We start from the raw sequence: 15,978 nt of genomic DNA, 5'->3' as shown, positions 1-15,978 counted from the left end.
TAAATTCGGAGTTGCTTTGTAAACCCGCCCTCACAAGTCACGTGTCATGTCACGCAAAGGCGCAGAGGCGCAAAGGGTTAGCGAGGGATCTGGGTAGTTGCAAATATATCTACGAAGGTTCTTTAGCTGCTAGGGGTGTGGGTAAGCCGTCGATACTGACAAGGTTTTTTTGCTTTTGATAGTCTTGTAATCCCTGTTCGCCTTTTTTGTGCGCCCACTTGACAAGGTTTTCTCGTTCGCCTTGGTGTTCGTATAGCGGTACGCCAAAGCCGCAGGATGTCTGCACGCGATCGATCTCGGCGACGATAATTTGGCGCGTTCCTGGTGTCGGTGGAAACAAGGAGTGTAGGTTATCCCACTCAGCACGATCTGGTAATACTGTATAGCCTGTGCCGTAAAGTCGCAGAATGGAAGGTGAACCTTGAAAGGCGCAAAACATGAGAGTGATGCGCCCGTTTTCTTGTAAATGGGCTGATGTTTCGTTTCCGCTACCCGTTAAGTCTAAATAAGCAACGCGATTGGGGGAGAGAATGCGAAAGCTGTCTAAACCTTTGGGTGAAACGTTAATATGCCCAGTTGAACTGATGGGTGCAGTCGCTACAAAAAAGATGTGTTGGGTAGCGATGAATGCTTGTAGTTCGTCCGTAATGCGATCGAAGACTTTAGCCATTTTTGAGAATCAAGCGCGTATTTTTCGATTCTATCAGTCGCGATCGCGTGCCGAGAGCGGGAGAAAATGGGAAACTAAAGTAAATAGACCCACACCACCAACAAAATCCCTTCCATACCCAGTTCAAGTTCAAGTTAATAATTTATGGCGATGCGCGTTCTTTCTGGAATTCAATCCACTGGCAATCTACACTTAGGTAACTACTTAGGGGCAATTCGCAACTGGGTAGAAGGACAAAGCCAGTATGAAAATTATCTCTTTGTGGCAGATCTACATGCCATTACCGTGCCACACAAACCAGAGGAACTAGCAGCTAATACTTACACGCTCGCAGCTCTATACTTAGCTTGTGGTTTAGATCTAAAATACTCCACTATTTTCATTCAATCTCACGTTCCCGCCCACAGCGAATTGACTTGGCTATTTAATTGCATAACGCCGTTGAACTGGTTAGAAGACATGATCCAGTTCAAGGAGAAGGCAGTAAAACAGGGAGAGAATGTTAGCGTTGGCTTATTAGACTACCCTGTACTAATGGCATCGGATATCTTACTCTATCAACCTGATAAAGTCCCCGTAGGAGAGGATCAAAAGCAGCATTTAGAAATTACTCGCGACATTGCAGCGCGATTTAACTATCAATTTGCCCGCGAAAACCCAGTGTTGAAGTTACCAGAACCTTTGATTCGGGCAGAAGGCGCAAGGGTGATGAGTCTGACAGACGGAACCAAAAAAATGTCGAAGTCAGACCCCTCAGAGTTGAGTCGAATTAATTTGCTGGATACACCAGACCAAATTCAACAAAAAATTAAGCGCTGTAAGACCGATCCGATTCGCGGCTTGGTATTCGATGACCCCGAAAGACCGGAATGTAATAATCTTTTGACTCTTTATATGCTACTATCTGGCAAAACCAAGCAGGAAGTTGCGGCAGAGTGTCAAGATATGGGCTGGGGACAATTTAAACCACTGCTAACCGAAACAGCGATCGCTGCCCTTAAACCGATTCAAGATAAGTACAACGAGGTAATGGCAGATAAGGGATATCTAGAGTCAGTATTGCGCGATGGCAAGCAAAAAGCAGCCGCGATCGCTAACGATACCCTGAGCAAAGTTAAAACAGCTTTGGGCTTCTCCGTACCGCTTTAGAGTGAGTCAGGTTTTCAGGGTGCAGTGCTATAACCTATACCTAATAACTAAAACTGAAATCTGATGCATAATACAACCCGTTTAAATTCATTTCGCAAAGCCGTTAAAGCCAGAGAGTTTTTAGTGACAGCTGAAGTTGCCCCTCCCAAGGGTGGCGATCCCAGCCACATGCTTCAAATGGCGCAGGCGCTTAAAGGACGGGTACACGCAGTCAATATCACAGATGGTAGCCGTGCCGTAGTACGGATGTCTTCTTTTGCCTCATCCGTTATTCTCTCACAGCAGGGGATCGAACCGATTTGTCAAGTTGCCTGTCGCGATCGCAACCGCATTGGTTTAGAAGCCGACTTGCTGGGCGCACATGCCCTGGGCATCCACAATATCTTGGCTTTAACTGGCGATCCTGTCAAAGCAGGCGATCGCACTGATGCTAAAAGTGTCTTCGATTTAGAGTCGGTAAGGCTGCTACAACTGATCGGCAAAATGAATCAAGGCTTAGACTGCGATGATAAACCTTTGACAGATGGGGCGACAGATTTGTTTGTCGGTGCGGCTGTCGATCCGCAGTGCAAAAGTTGGTCGGGATTGCAAAGTCGCTTTGAACGCAAACTAGCAGCAGGGGCGCAGTTTTTCCAAAGTCAGTTGATTACTGATTTCGATCGCCTAGAAAAGTTTATGACTCAGATTGCCTCTGGTTGTAACAAGCCAGTTTTAGCAGGTATCTTCTTATTAAAATCGGCTAAAAATGCTCAATTTATCAATCGCTGCGTTCCTGGCGTAAACATTCCCGAACATATTATCGATCGCCTTGCCCAAGCCAAAGAGCCTTTAGCAGAAGGGATAAAAATTGCTGCCGAACAAGTGCAAATTGCTCGTCAACTTTGCGACGGCGTACATATGATGGCAGTGAAACGAGAAGATTTGATCCCCCAAATTCTCGACTTAGCAGGAATTCCTCCTGTAGTTAGTTACAGTTTGCCATCTCAGGTAGTTAGTTCGCTCAGATGAAATAACGCTTACAAATCAGCCTGCCTCCGCAGGCTATTTTGTATGTATTTCAATCATCTAAAATAACCTACAAATTTTTGTCTTTTCAGTGCATTATCTAACGTATCCTACAAATTTTTGACTTTTGCCTTTTGACTTTTATCCTACTATTCGTTCATATTGCGGTAAGTCGCTACAGCAGAAGGAGAAATTCTGTTGAGATAACGGAAAATCCAGTATTTAAAAATCGTGTCGAGAATTACGGGAAATGTCGCGATAAATAAGAAGATAAAATCATGATTTTCTGGTAATCCTAAGTGTCTGGACACGCTAGATAAAATCACTTCCCAACCATGAGGAGAGTGGAATCCAACAAATACATCTGTAAATAAAATAATAATAAATGCTTTTGCACTATCGCTTAAACCGTAAACAATTTGATCGAAAAACTCTTTCAAAACAGCGAGTTCTCGCTTACTCATGAGTAGCAGCCAGATAAAAGCACCAACAGAAAGTAAGTCAGCAAAAACATTTTTAATTGCATTGGAACTTTCAGCACGGAATTCCTCAGCAATTTCTGCTACCCTCTCTTGCAGCCTCTTTTCAATCTCAACTGCAGAGAGTTCTTCACCTCCATTTAGAAAACTTTGAAATTTCAATCTTTCCTCAGACTTCCGCATCTCTTCTAATGCTTTTTCTTCCATTTCATAGTTGAGGAACATCGTAGCCTGTTCGGGATTGCGGAAGCGATCGACAAGCGGTCCAATAACTAGATTTTTTGAAATTTGAAAAGTTAGAAAAGGAACTATAACTAGTAACAATACTAATCTAACTGAAATGAGAGTTCTTCTTTGCGAAGTACGAAAATTTTTGACAACTTCTTCTTCAGCGCTCGGATCTAATTCTACTTTCAGTCGGTTCAGGGTACTTAAGATCGAGCGAGGTAATACACCTGTCTCTTCGGTTTTACTACTAGGTTTATTATTTTTCTCTGAATTTTCAATAGAATTGGAGCGAAGTCTTTCTTGAGTACTTTGAAGATCTCGGTTATTGAAAACTGCATCCGGTCGCATAACTTGAGGCTTAATCGCGGGAAGATTTTCTTTTTTTCTTCCTGATATCTCGATGCGATCTCATCAATAAATCTAAGTTTTTCTAAAATTAATGATGGATTATTTTTCTGTTGTATAGCAAAAGAATCCCTGTTAAAATTTATCCCATCTTGCCTAGATAATTTAGTAATAGTTTGATTGGGATCTCCAAAAATAGTACGACTGGCATTAAACTCAACGAGTCTCATGCGAATCGTTTTCAGATGTTTTTTCAGATCTGACTCAAACATCGCCATCGTATTGCGTCCGAAACTGGCATATTCTGGTGAGATTTTCCGACCACCAAAATGCTCATCTTCGATCGTCTTAATTAGAAGTGCAGCTTTGTAAGCTTCATCGAGCGATCGCTCTGGCGTGTCAAAATACCACTGTTGGGCAGAGCGTAAGAAAACATAAATTTTTTGCGTCCAACTATAATTTCTCATCGCCAGCCTTGAGTCAAGTTTATAGTGGTTAGTGGCTAGTGGCTAGTGGTTGAATTCCGATCTCTAGTCACCAGCAATCGCTCGCTAGTCACTGATGACTGATAACTGGTCACTGGTCACTGATTAACATACCGGGTATATTAACAAATCTCCGAGGATAGAGTTAGTGCGAATTATTTCGGTTTGGATGGTTGGTTCTACTCGCAGCGGCAAAACGACTCGTTTAGTCGAACAGTTTTGTACGTGGTTGCAAGCAGGCGATCGCCAACAGTCCCCTGAGAGACGACAGCGCTTATATCCTCATCAAGGAGAACCAGCAGTTTTAGTCTTAGCAGCAAATGACGATAATCGGCGGGAATTACGAGATCGATTAGCGGCAGCAACAGATGGTAAATATCCGATTCGCGCTAAAACCTTATTAGGTTTTTTTCAAGATGAAGTCACTTTATTTTGGCCCCTGCTGCTCCAGATTTTGGGGCTAAAAGCTCAGTTTCCCGTGCGTTTGCGCCCAGAAACCGAACAGGAATTAGCCACGCGCCTGTGGCGACAGCAGCTAGATGAAATTCCCCGTCCAGCAGGGGTAAGCGAGTCTCGTTGGGTGCGTCGCCTACTGGATATCTTGCAGTTAGCAGCAAATAGCGGCACTGCGATTGAAGATGTGGGGTCTATTCTCGCAGCACTGGAAGAGGGACAAGAGGAAAAGAGAGCTGAGGGAGAAAAACCACGCGCCACTAGCCACCAGCCACTAGCCACTCTCCCGACTCCCGACTCCCTAATCTTACAGTGGCGCAATTGGTGTTGGGAGAGGGGGTTTTTGACTTATGGAATCACGACAGAACTCTACAGCAAGTATCTTTTAGGCGATCCCTACTATCAGCAGCATTTACTACGACGCTATCGCTACATTCTGGCGGATGATGTCGATGATTATCCAGCTATAGCCCGCGATTTGTTTGAGTTTCTCCTCGACCGAGGGGCGGTTGGTGCGTTTACTTATAATCCCGATGGAGCCGTGCGTTTGGGACTAGGAGCCGATCCCGAATACTTGCAAGGCTTAGCAAAGCGCTGTCAGATAGAATTTATCCAACCTTCCTCGATCGCGCTGGCTGACGATTTGGCAACGCCAGTAGTAGAGTTAGTCACGGAACCACTGGCACTGTTTTCGCTACCAGAATCAGTGCAAGCAATCCAAACCATATCGCGGGGCGATTTACTGCGACAAACTGCCGATTTCATCATTCAAGCGATTAAATCGGGACAGATTCAGCCGCAGGAAATTGCTTTAATTGCGCCTGGTTTAGATGCGATCGCCCGTTATACCCTAGTAGAAATTCTGACTAAACACGGGATCTTTGTCGAATCCCTAAACGACCAACGCCCATTGACAAGTTCTCCGATTATCCGAGCCTTACTCACCCTCCTCACCCTCGTCTACCCAGGTTTAGGACGTTTAGTCGATCGAGATATGGTAGCGGAAATGTTAGTAGTATTAAGTACGAGACGAGAGGCAGGAAAGCAGGGAATAGGGAGCAGGGGGAAGAGAGCTGAAGGAGCCCAGGGAGCTGAGGGAGCAAGACAAGTCACTCCTTACTCCTCACAAGTCACAATTGATTCCGAATTCCGAATTCCGAATTCCGAATTCCAAATCGATCCTGTCCGTGCTGGCTTGATTGCCGACTACTGCTTCCAACCGCACCCAGAACATCCAAATTTACTCCCAGCAACTACTTACGATCGCTGGGATCGCTTGGGATATGCGGCAAGTTTAGCTTATGCTCAGATCGTGCAGTGGATTGAAGATCAGCGATCGCAGCAAGAACAACGGCTTCTCCCCAGTCCCATTGTTCTACTCGACCGCGCTATTCAGAAATTTCTCTGGCAAGGCAGTAACCTTCCCTACGACCAGTTAGCAGCATTACGAGAATTACTAGAGACTGCTCAACACTATTGGGAAATCGATGCGCGGCTGCGGCAGTCTGAAGGGATCGATACTCCTGCTCACATTACGATCGCTCAATTCATTCAACTGCTACGACGAGGTACAATTACAGCAAATTCTTATCCCGTGCGTCCGATTGGTACTGCTAGTCGTGCTGTCACCTTAGCAACAATCTTCCAATATCGTTCCAGTCGGCGGTTTCATCGCTGGCAATTTTGGTTAGATGCAGGCTCTCCCTTGTGGTCGCGTGGTGGTGCGGCAACTTTATACGGTGCGCCGTTATTTTTACAACATCGCTTCGGTCGCCCTTGGACGGCGGAGGACGATTTAAGCGCCGATACGGAAAGACTGCGACGAATTTTACGCGATTTGTTAGGGCGTGTAGGAGAAAGAGTTTATCTATGTCACAGTGATTTAGCCGCCAACGGGCAGGAACAGAACGGTACTTTGTTATCTTTAGTCAACTCGGCAATTCCAGTTATAAACAATGGTTGATGGTTGATGGTTGTTGGTTGACCGCTCCCTTGTCCCCCTTGTCCCCCTTCGCCCCCTAATCCCCACTCCCTTCGGTCGCGGGGAAGAGCGAGTTCCCCCTTGTCCCCTTCTCCCCCTTGTCCCCTGCTCCCTGATAAATGTTCACCGCAAACGATAGCATACGCCTCCTTCCTGCTGTATTCGTTCAAACGATTCATCTAGATAAATTGTGGTTTCACTACCACCGAGAAATAAGTAGCCGTCCGGTCTTAATTGCTGTCTAACTTTTTTGAGAGTGGATTTCTTTGTATCAGTATCAAAGTAAATCAACACATTTCGCAGGAAGATAACATCCATTGCTGGCATTGATAACCACGGATGAATAAGATTGATTTGACGAAACTCAACCATCTGGCGGATTTGGTCTTTAATCTCCCAGTTCTGCTGCTGTTGCTGAAACTGAAAGTATTTCTCTCGTAGATCGGCGGGCAATCCGCGCTGAATTTCCCACTGCTTGTAGCGACCTTGACGGGCGCGGGCAAGGATCTGGCTAGAAAAGTCGCTGGCAATTATCTGCAAATCCCAAGTTGTTAGTAGAGGAAAATGTTCGCGGATCAGTATCGCAAGGCTATAAGGTTCCTGACCGCTGGAGCAAGCTCCACACCAAATCTTAAGCGATCGCTCTTTTGCCCGTCGCGAGATTAATTCTGGTAGCGTGAAATTTTTGAGTACTTCAAATGGATGACGATCGCGGAAAAATGATGTTTCAGTGATGCTCAGTGCCTCGATCGCTCGGACATGCAAATTGCCAAATGGCTGCGATCGTAAATGTTCTACAAAACTATTTAAGGAATCAAATCCCGCTGTTTCTGCTATTGGTTTTAAGTGTAGCTCTGCTAAATAGTCTTTACTGGCATCCAGCACAATCGCCGAATGTTGATAAACTAGTTGACAAAGATACTGAAAACTAATTTTACTAATGTCTGTTGTCTGTTTGTTACAGACTTTGAACATTGCGATCTAAAAATATTAACTATATTTTAGGTATTATTACACACTTGGCGGATCGTTTCATCTGCCATTTGGTCGATCGGCAGCACTCGGTTAGCAAGTCCGGCATTAGCTACAAACCCCGGCATTCCCCAAACTACGCTACTCGCTTCATCTTGAACTAAAACTCGCCCCCCAGCCTCGCGTAGCTGCTGGCAACCCCGCAATCCGTCTTGACCCATACCTGTTAAGACAATTGCGATCGCGCTTGCACCAAAGACTTCTGCGACTGAGCTAAATAAGACATCGACGGAGGGACGGCAGGAGTTTTCTGGTGGCGCTTGGTGGGTGACTAGGCGCACAACCTTGCCATCCCGTTGCACGGCGAGATGAAAATCTCCTGGGGCAATCCAAACCTGTCCAGGCTCCAGCACTCTCCCTGAAACAGCTTCAGCTACTTTTAAGCGGGACTTGGCAGCAAGCCGTTCTGCTAACAGTTGAGTAAACATTGGTGGCATATGCTGCACGATCGCAATTGGTACGGGAAAATCTGCTGGCAGTTGCGATAGCAACACGGCTAGAGCGTTTGGTCCTCCGGTAGAAACGCCGATGGCGACGATTTTGGGAGTCGGGGAGAAGACAGCTGGGGGATCTGAGGGAGAAAAATTACTGCTGGCTCCTGACTCCTGACTCCTGACTCCTGACTCCTGTGTTTTGACTTTTGACTTTTGACTTTTGACTTGCTTTGTCCCGAACAGTTTTATTTTCGGCACTAAGTCGTCAAAAACATGTTGGCGGATAGCTTCGATATTGCCTAAGTGACTCGGCTTGGTAGCATAATCCGATGCACCTAGAGATAGAGCATCCAAAGTTGCGATCGCCCCTGCGCGGGTGAAAGTGCTAAACATGATGACAGCTATATGGGGATAGGTCTGCCGGATCGCTGCTAAAGTTGCTAAGCCATCCATGTCTGGCATTTCCACATCCAAAATCACCACATTAGGATTGAGTTGAGCAATTTTTGCTAGTGCAATGCGACCATTCGCCGCTACTCCCACCACTTCCAATTCTGGATCTTCAGCTAGCAGCTTACTCAGGCGGCTGCGCACAACCACTGCATCGTCAACTACGAGAACTCGGATTTTTGGCATTAGTCATTTGACAATTTAGTCAATGAAATGATTAGTAAATGAACTGATTTACGACTTTTTGCAGTTGGGCAGCCATACGAGCTAGTTCGGCAGCTGCTTGGTATGTATTACTAGCACCTGCGGTTGTAGCTTGAGCGTTACGGGCAACGATGCCAATATTTTTGGCAATATCAGTAGTCCCTTTAGCGGCTTCGGCAACGTTGCGGGAGATTTCATTTGTCGTTGCAGTTTGCTCCTCTACAGCACTGGCAATCGTATTTTGGATATCGTTAATCTGATTGATAATGTCGGTAATTTGGACGATCGCCTCGATCGCACTCTTGGTATCAGTTTGAATTGCTTCAATTCGTTGACTGATATCTTCTGTAGCGCTGGCGGTTTGTTTGGCTAATGCCTTCACCTCGCTTGCCACGACAGCAAAACCTTTACCTGCCTCTCCTGCCCTTGCTGCTTCAATTGTGGCATTCAGCGCTAATAAATTTGTCTGCTGGGCAATAGATGTAATCACCTTGATGACTTTGCCAATTTCACCGCTACTTTGCCCTAATTTGGTAATTGTATCGTTGGTGCGATCGGCAGTTTTAACGGCTGTATTAGCTACCTGCGCTCCTACGGCTGCGTTTTTAGCAATCTCGCGAATGCTGGCGTTCATTTCTTCTACTGCTGTAGCGACGCTGGTAGCATTGGTACTCACTTGTTCGGCGGATGCGGAAGCAGATGTTGCTTGTTCGGCAGTTTGAGTCGCGTTTTCTGCCATTTCGGTGCTTACTGCTGTCGTTTCTTCCGCAGCAGAAGCGACTGTAGTTGATATATCGGCAATCTGTTTCATGGAAGCTTTGAGATTGGCGATCATCTGATTGACGCTCTCCGTCAAGTTCTGAAACTCCCCTACATTTTGCGCTTCAATTTGTTGAGAGAGATTACCCTGAGATATAGCTGATGTCACATCAGCAATGCTTCTAATCTGCTCTGCGAGATTGGCAGACATTGCATTTGTATTGTCGATCAACTCTTTCCAAGTCCCAGCAGCACCCTCAACGGTAGCACGAGCATCTAGTTTGCCTTCGGTTCCCAGTTCTCGCGCTACCCGCGTCACTTCGCCCGCAAAAAGATTGATTTGAGCTACCATTTGATTAAACTCTTGGGCAACCTCACCTAACCCATTTCCTTCAGACAAACGCACGGTTAGATCGCCATTTTTGACCGCTTGTATAGCTTTTAATAGCGGTTTTAGTTGGGCTTGATTATTATTTCTTTGTCTCGTACTCGTTCTAGCTTTACTAACTGTTTGAGTTGCTTTTCTATTTGGCAATCTTTCGGAATTTTCTGAAGATTCCAAGCTTTCTGTAGCCGATTGATTAGATTTATTGACATCAGCCATTAGTAGAACTTCCCCCTTGCTAATTTAAATTTTGAGTATGCGATGCATTCTCTGCACCTACCATACAAGAATCCGCTCTGCGTCTTTGCGCGGACACTTTAACTCAACGGGGGATACCCCCGCACGTAAGTGTCCTTGGCTTTGCGCGACCAAAATCGTTAATCTAAACTTTTAAAACTTTCTCAATATCTAAAATCATCAAAAAACCTTGTGATAATGAATATGCACCTCGTAATAATTTTCGCATTTGACCCGCTAGCGTAGCGGGTGAAGATTCAAACCGATCTGATGTAAACTCCAACATATCGCCTATGTCTTCTACTAGCAAGCCAGCAATCTCATCCTTAGTCTGAACTATAATGTTATGAGCCAAAAATTCTTCATCTAACTCTGGATCGGAGGTAGAAGATAGCAAGCTCTGACCCATTCCTAGCCTACATTGCAAATCGATTATCGTCACAATTTTTCCGCGCAGATTAATTAAACCACAAATATCAACAGGCGCAAGGGGTACGGGATTTATCTCAGGAACCCGAATGACTTCTTCTACCTGTTTGATGTCAATCCCAAAATGAATTTTGTTAATAAAAAAAGTACAATATTGCTGAACTTCAGTCATGTTTATATAACTCTATTTAAGTTAGAAAATGTTTGCAAGGATGTCATTTGTCATTTGATTGTCGATCGCTGATAACCGACCGCTGTTAACTGTTAACTGATTGAAGTAAATATGGATAGGCAATTTGAACTATTGTATGCAGGTCGAGAATTTCGGTAACTTGACCCTGAATAGCTGCCAAATACAGGATACCGGATCGAGTCGCATGACCCGCGATCGCCAATGGTTCCTCAACAATATCGAGAATGCGTTCTACTACCAAGCCAAGGCTGCGCTCTCGATCTAGCTCCACAACAATGACTTGCAGTTTATCATCTTTCCTATTTATAACCTCCCTTGCCCAGGACAGTTGAGGAGATATTGCCCCCCTTGTCAAGGGGGGTTGGGGGGATCTGCTTTTAGAAACATCAGAATTACCAAATATTTGATGCAAGTAAATCAAGGGCAAAATTGTATTTCGGTATTGCACCACTGGTCGATCTGCCACAATTTCCACCGCGATCGGATCGAATTCTTCTAAACGGAAAACCTGAGACATCAGCAGACCCATTCGTGCGCCCGATCCGCCATGAAAAAGCAAGATCGATTGGCGATCGCCCGTGCGTTCTTCTACTGCTGTAGCTGTAGCGATCGCCAGTTGCTGCTGTAATTGCGAAGTAACTCCAGCACAATTTGCTAAACCAACGGCATCGATAATTAATGCTATTTTGCCATCGCCAAGAATTGTTGCTCCGGCAAAAGCTGAGACATCTCGCAGTTGTTTGCCCAAAGGTTTGACGACAATATCTTGGATATCTTGAATTTCATCGACAACTAAACCAAAGCAGTAATTGTCCGCATTGATGACAACTATATTAATAATCTCTGCATCGGCTCTTACTGCCTGTAGTTGTAATGTTTGATTGAGATAGACCAAAGGCAATAATTTGCCACGCAACCTATATACAGGAATATCGTAGAATGTTTCAATCTCAAGTAAAGATGTCTCAACTTCCAGTTGTACTAATTCTTGAATGCTTACTTGAGGAATGGCAAAACGATGGTTCCCACTATCAGCAATCAAGGCAGGAATAATTGCCAGCGTTAAAGGAATTTTCAGCTTAAATTTTGTTCCTTGTCCTACCTGGCTATCAACCTCAACCTTGCCATCGATCGCATCCAAATTAGTTTTCACCACATCCATCCCTACACCCCTTCCAGATAGATTGGTGACTTGCGCTGCTGTCGAAAAACCAGATACAAAAATTAAATTCAGTGCTTCCGCTTCGCCGATCTTTTCTGCTTCCACTGCACTGAGAATTCCAAGTTTTTGCGCTTGCTGTTTGAGCTGTTGCGGATCGATCCCGTTACCATCATCGCTAATTTCAATCTTAACAGTGCCACCTTCATGCCAAGCATGGAGAGCAAGCTTACCCTGAATCGGCTTCCCGCGACTGCTGCGAATTTCAGGCGTTTCAATTCCGTGAGCGATACAATTGCGAACAATATGAGTTAAAGGGTCTTTAATTGCTTCTAGCACGCTGCGATCTAGTTCCGTATCCGCACCATTCATTTCTACTTGCACCTGCTTTCCAGAGGCGATCGCCAAATCGCGGATCGCACGAGGAAATTTCTGCCAAATCGTGGCGATCGGTTGCATCCGAGTTTTCAGTACCTCTTCCTGTAACTGAGTCGTCACTTGATTCAATCGTTGGCAAGTCTCAGTCAAGTCTGAATCTGGCACAGTCTCGGCAAATCGTACCATTTGGTTGCGAGCCAAAACCAACTCACCCACTAAATTCATCACGCGATCGAGCAGTTCCACATTCACCCGAATTGTAGAATCTGATGGGTTGGTATTTGGTAGTTGGTAGTTGGTAGTTGGTTGTTGGTTGTTGACGGCTGACGGTTGACAGTAGAGAGTGACTGGTGACTGGTGGCTAGTGGCTAGAATTGGTTCCCCCTCTCCCTTGTCTCCCTTGTCTCCCCCCTCTCCCTTGTCTCCCCCCTCTCCCTTGTCTCCCCCCTCTCCCTTGTCTCCCTTGTCTCCCCCCTCTCCCTTGTCTCCCTTGTCTCCCCCCTCTCCCTTGTCTCCCTTGTCTCCCCCCTCTCCCTTGTCTCCCCCCTCTCCCTTGTCTCCCCCCTCTCCCTTGTCTCCCCCCTCTCCCACACTCCCTACTCCCTCCAACGCTGCAATGAGTGCGGCATAATCGCCATCTCCCTCATTGCCAGTCGCTTCAATTTGGGCTAAGATTTGGCGAATTGCATCGACAGTTTGAAGTAAAATACTGACAATCTGGGGATTGAGAGTGAAATGCTGTTCCCGCAATTTTCCTAGTAAATTTTCTCCTGCATGGGCGACTGATTCTAGTTTGGGCAACGGTAAAAAACCGCAGTTACCTTTAATTGTATGGAGGGCGCGATAAATACGAGTTAAATGTTCGGAATTTGCAGAATTATCTTCTAGATTGAGAATAACTTGCTCGATCTGATTCAGATTTTCGTAACTTTCAACTAAAAATGCTTTGATATCGTCATCGATTTCGAGTGACTCCATGACTGATAGGAATTAAATACATCGTATATTTGATAGCCTATACTACACTGACTCTAGGTAGATGTAAATTTGTCTTTTGCTATTTGTCGTCGGTGAGTGATGCGTGAAATACTTTCTGTCGATCTTTTCGATAATATGATAGGTAATAGCTTAGAAGATCGGCAATGATATCTGTTTTGATAGTTGATGATGCTGCATTCAGCCGCCGGATGATTCGCAAATTTTTGCAAGCTGATGGCTATGAGATTTGGGAGGCGACTAACGGTAAAGAAGCATTAAGTATTGTTCGCGATCGCGCTCCAGATTGTTTAGTAACAGACATTCTCATGCCTGACATGAATGGGTTTGAATTGCTCCACACTTTAAAAGAACAGGGATTGGCTATTCCCACAATTATTATCTCGGCAGATATTCAAGAAAGTTCTCGTCAGCGAGGATATAACTTAGGAGCAACTGCTTTTATCAATAAGCCACCAAAAGAAGATGAGCTACGCCAGACCGTCCGACAAGTTTTTAGCTTCTAGAGGATCTCTCGTGAAGCAGTTGACAGAAGACCAAATTGATGCAATAAAAGAATTGATTAATATTGGCGTGGGTCGAGCTGCCAGTCTCTTAAATGAAATGGTTGGTTTTCCCATCTGCCTGGAGATCCCCTTCATTCAGGTATTGACTGTTGAAGATTTGCAGCAAGAATTAATTGCTAGATTTAATAGTAACTATTTAGCTACTGTAAGGTTGGGATTTACTGGCTCTATTAATGGCAGCGCAGAGCTAGTATTTCCTACCGAGAGTGCATCAACACTCGTATCTATTCTCACAGGAGAAGATCTAGGCTCTCCCGATCTTGATGCAGTAAAAATTGGCACTTTAACTGAAGTGGGCAACATTGTCATTAACGGGGTAATCGGTTCGTTGGGCAATCTGTTGAAGCAGCGGATGAATTACTTAATTCCTACATACACGGAAGATACTGTAGAAAATTTATTTGCTGCTGTTGAACCAGATGACTCCACAATTGTATTGGCGCAAGCAAGTTTTACAATTGAACAGCTTCAAGTGATTGGCGATCTTATTTTTATATTTGAATTGCAAACGTTCGACCAACTCATTGCAGCGATCGAAGAAGTGTCATAGTTATTAGAGATACAAGTTTAGCGCTGAATTTTTTTGCGATCGCCATTTATTTTTGAGTATGCAGCAACTGCAACAAGCCCAGCAGAATTTTAGTATTCTAGACCAAGTACCTTTAGGGGCTTGTATTTTGCGTTCGGATCTAACGATCTTGTTCTGGAATAGCTGCTTAGAAGAATGGACTAAGCTATCTAGAGCTGAAATGTTAGGGACTTGTATCGGCGATCGCTACCCCCACTTTCATCAAACTCAGTATGCCAACCGCTTGCAGCAAATATTTCAAGGGGGACCCCCCACAATCTTTTCTTCTCAGTTACACAAACACGTCATTCCCGCCTCTCTACCCCAAGGGCAAATGCGCATTCAGCATACAACTGTCACCTCGTTACCTGCTTTAGAGGGGGATGAGTTTTACGCCCTATTATCAATTCAAGATGTGACAGATCTCACATTTAGAGTCCAAGAATATCGCCAGATGCGCGATCGAGCATTGGTAGCTCAGGAAACAGCAGAGAAAGCAAACCGCGTTAAAGACGAGTTTTTGGCGATCGTCTCCCACGAGCTTCGGTCTCCTCTCAACCCAATTTTAGGTTGGTCGCGACTGCTGCGAACAAATCAGTTAAATCCTGCAACAATCGATCGCGCTCTCGATACCATCGAACGCAATGCCAAGCTACAAGCACAATTAATCGAAGATCTATTAGATGTCTCCCGCATTCTGAGGGGCAAGCTGAAACTTAATTGGGAAATAGTCGATCTGGCAAATACAATTACATCTGCCTTAGATACCGTAGTTCTGGCAGCAGAAGCAAAATCAATTCAGATTGGACTCAGTTTGAACCCTAATGTAGGAATGGTGCGGGGTGATAGCAGCCGTCTTCAGCAAGTTGTATGGAATTTACTTTCTAACGCAGTTAAATTTACCCCATCTGGCGGACAGATAGAGATCTCGCTCGCACGAGTGGGGAGCAGGGACGAGCTGGGAGCAGGGAGCAGGGACGAGCTGGGAGCAGGGGGAAGAGAGCAGAGGAGCAGGGGAGCGGAGGAGCAGGGGAGAATCACAACCAATTACCCATTACCCATTACCCATTACCAACTACCAACTACCAACTACGCCCAAATCCAAGTGAGCGATACAGGTAAAGGCATTAGTGCAGATTTTCTCCCCTACATATTTGAATATTTTCGACAGGCAGACAGTAGCATGACTCGCGCCTACGGCGGTTTAGGACTTGGTTTGGCGATCGCTCGTCAATTAGTCGAGCTACATGGCGGTACAATTTGGGCAGAGAGCCACGGTGAGGGTATGGGGGCAACATTAACGGTACAGTTGCCGATTTATGAAGGGAGCAGGGAGTAGGGAGCGCACGAGCAGGGGAGCAGAGGAAGCAGGGGAGCAGAGCGGAGGAGCAAT

General features: G+C 45.3%; 11 protein-coding genes and 2 pseudogenes. 6 read left to right on the top strand and 7 right to left on the bottom strand.

Annotation, left to right across the window (positions count from 1 at the left end; translation table 11 throughout):
- Nucleotides 1–109: 109 nt before the first annotated feature.
- Entirely contained in the window at nucleotides 110–670 is a 561-nt protein-coding gene (locus tag CHRO_RS03090) for a pyridoxamine 5'-phosphate oxidase family protein (RefSeq protein WP_015152721.1), read from the bottom strand.
- 144 nt (nucleotides 671–814) lie between these two features.
- Between CHRO_RS03090 and trpS the strand changes: the two genes are divergently transcribed.
- Nucleotides 815–1,819 (top strand): tryptophan--tRNA ligase, encoded by a 1,005-nt coding sequence (trpS, locus tag CHRO_RS03085; protein WP_015152720.1) that lies wholly within the window; start codon nucleotides 815–817, stop codon nucleotides 1,817–1,819.
- Nucleotides 1,820–1,882: 63 nt separating this feature from the next.
- Nucleotides 1,883–2,827: a methylenetetrahydrofolate reductase gene (locus CHRO_RS03080; protein ID WP_015152719.1), complete on the top strand. Its 945-nt coding sequence runs from the start codon at nucleotides 1,883–1,885 to the stop codon at nucleotides 2,825–2,827.
- 146 nt (nucleotides 2,828–2,973) lie between these two features.
- Here CHRO_RS03080 and CHRO_RS35010 read toward each other — a convergent pair.
- Nucleotides 2,974–4,343, bottom strand: a pseudogene (locus CHRO_RS35010) (proton extrusion protein PcxA).
- A 187-nt stretch (nucleotides 4,344–4,530) separates the two neighbouring features.
- On the opposite strand from CHRO_RS35010, the gene CHRO_RS03070 reads away from it, so the two are divergent.
- Nucleotides 4,531–6,777 (top strand): recombinase family protein, encoded by a 2,247-nt coding sequence (locus tag CHRO_RS03070; protein WP_041462754.1) that lies wholly within the window; start codon nucleotides 4,531–4,533, stop codon nucleotides 6,775–6,777.
- A gap of 141 nt (nucleotides 6,778–6,918) precedes the next feature.
- Here CHRO_RS03070 and CHRO_RS03065 read toward each other — a convergent pair whose 3' ends face one another.
- The 5 genes from CHRO_RS03065 to CHRO_RS03045 form a co-directional block, all read right to left on the bottom strand.
- Nucleotides 6,919–7,770: a CheR family methyltransferase gene (locus CHRO_RS03065; RefSeq protein WP_015152715.1), complete on the bottom strand. Its 852-nt coding sequence runs from the start codon at nucleotides 7,768–7,770 to the stop codon at nucleotides 6,919–6,921.
- A gap of 26 nt (nucleotides 7,771–7,796) precedes the next feature.
- Nucleotides 7,797–8,897 carry a protein-glutamate methylesterase/protein-glutamine glutaminase gene (locus CHRO_RS03060; protein ID WP_015152714.1) on the bottom strand — a complete coding sequence of 367 codons (1,101 nt, stop codon included), beginning with the start codon at nucleotides 8,895–8,897 and terminating at the stop codon, nucleotides 7,797–7,799.
- A gap of 31 nt (nucleotides 8,898–8,928) precedes the next feature.
- On the bottom strand, nucleotides 8,929–10,278 hold the full coding sequence (locus CHRO_RS03055) for a methyl-accepting chemotaxis protein (protein WP_015152713.1): 1,350 nt from the start codon (nucleotides 10,276–10,278) through the stop codon (nucleotides 8,929–8,931).
- Nucleotides 10,279–10,441: 163 nt separating this feature from the next.
- Nucleotides 10,442–10,897, bottom strand: a complete 456-nt coding sequence (locus CHRO_RS03050; RefSeq protein ID WP_015152712.1) for a chemotaxis protein CheW — start codon at nucleotides 10,895–10,897, stop codon at nucleotides 10,442–10,444.
- Nucleotides 10,898–10,982: 85 nt separating this feature from the next.
- Nucleotides 10,983–13,433 carry a chemotaxis protein CheA gene (locus CHRO_RS03045; RefSeq protein ID WP_015152711.1) on the bottom strand — a complete coding sequence of 817 codons (2,451 nt, stop codon included), beginning with the start codon at nucleotides 13,431–13,433 and terminating at the stop codon, nucleotides 10,983–10,985.
- A 164-nt stretch (nucleotides 13,434–13,597) separates the two neighbouring features.
- Here CHRO_RS03045 and CHRO_RS03040 point away from each other — a divergent pair, with 164 nt between their 5' ends.
- The 3 genes and pseudogenes from CHRO_RS03040 to CHRO_RS03030 all read left to right on the top strand — a co-directional run.
- A complete protein-coding gene (locus tag CHRO_RS03040) occupies nucleotides 13,598–13,957 on the top strand; it encodes a response regulator (RefSeq protein ID WP_015152710.1) in 360 nt (119 codons plus the stop codon).
- On the top strand, nucleotides 13,917–14,567 hold the full coding sequence (locus CHRO_RS03035) for a chemotaxis protein CheC (protein WP_051033153.1): 651 nt from the start codon (nucleotides 13,917–13,919) through the stop codon (nucleotides 14,565–14,567). The genes CHRO_RS03040 and CHRO_RS03035 overlap by 41 nt, the downstream gene beginning before the upstream one ends.
- Before the next feature lie 58 nt (nucleotides 14,568–14,625).
- Nucleotides 14,626–15,921: pseudogene (locus CHRO_RS03030) on the top strand (sensor histidine kinase); the annotation flags it as partial.
- Between the last annotated feature and the right edge of the window lie 57 nt (nucleotides 15,922–15,978).

This window comes from Chroococcidiopsis thermalis PCC 7203 (assembly GCF_000317125.1).
Lineage (GTDB): Bacteria > Cyanobacteriota > Cyanobacteriia > Cyanobacteriales > Chroococcidiopsidaceae > Chroococcidiopsis > Chroococcidiopsis thermalis.
This window is presented reverse-complemented; position numbering and strand designations above follow the sequence as displayed.

Coding starts and splice junctions, on each gene's coding strand:
- CHRO_RS03045 (WP_015152711.1), bottom strand. CDS start 13,433: ATGGAGTCACTCGAAATCGATGACGATATCAAAGCATTTTTAGTTGAA.
- CHRO_RS03035 (WP_051033153.1), top strand. CDS start 13,917: ATGAGCTACGCCAGACCGTCCGACAAGTTTTTAGCTTCTAGAGGATCT.
- CHRO_RS03070 (WP_041462754.1), top strand. CDS start 4,531: ATGGTTGGTTCTACTCGCAGCGGCAAAACGACTCGTTTAGTCGAACAG.
- trpS (WP_015152720.1), top strand. CDS start 815: ATGGCGATGCGCGTTCTTTCTGGAATTCAATCCACTGGCAATCTACAC.
- CHRO_RS03060 (WP_015152714.1), bottom strand. CDS start 8,897: ATGCCAAAAATCCGAGTTCTCGTAGTTGACGATGCAGTGGTTGTGCGC.
- CHRO_RS03080 (WP_015152719.1), top strand. CDS start 1,883: ATGCATAATACAACCCGTTTAAATTCATTTCGCAAAGCCGTTAAAGCC.
- CHRO_RS03090 (WP_015152721.1), bottom strand. CDS start 670: ATGGCTAAAGTCTTCGATCGCATTACGGACGAACTACAAGCATTCATC.
- CHRO_RS03040 (WP_015152710.1), top strand. CDS start 13,598: ATGATATCTGTTTTGATAGTTGATGATGCTGCATTCAGCCGCCGGATG.
- CHRO_RS03055 (WP_015152713.1), bottom strand. CDS start 10,278: ATGGCTGATGTCAATAAATCTAATCAATCGGCTACAGAAAGCTTGGAA.
- CHRO_RS03065 (WP_015152715.1), bottom strand. CDS start 7,770: ATGTTCAAAGTCTGTAACAAACAGACAACAGACATTAGTAAAATTAGT.
- CHRO_RS03050 (WP_015152712.1), bottom strand. CDS start 10,897: ATGACTGAAGTTCAGCAATATTGTACTTTTTTTATTAACAAAATTCAT.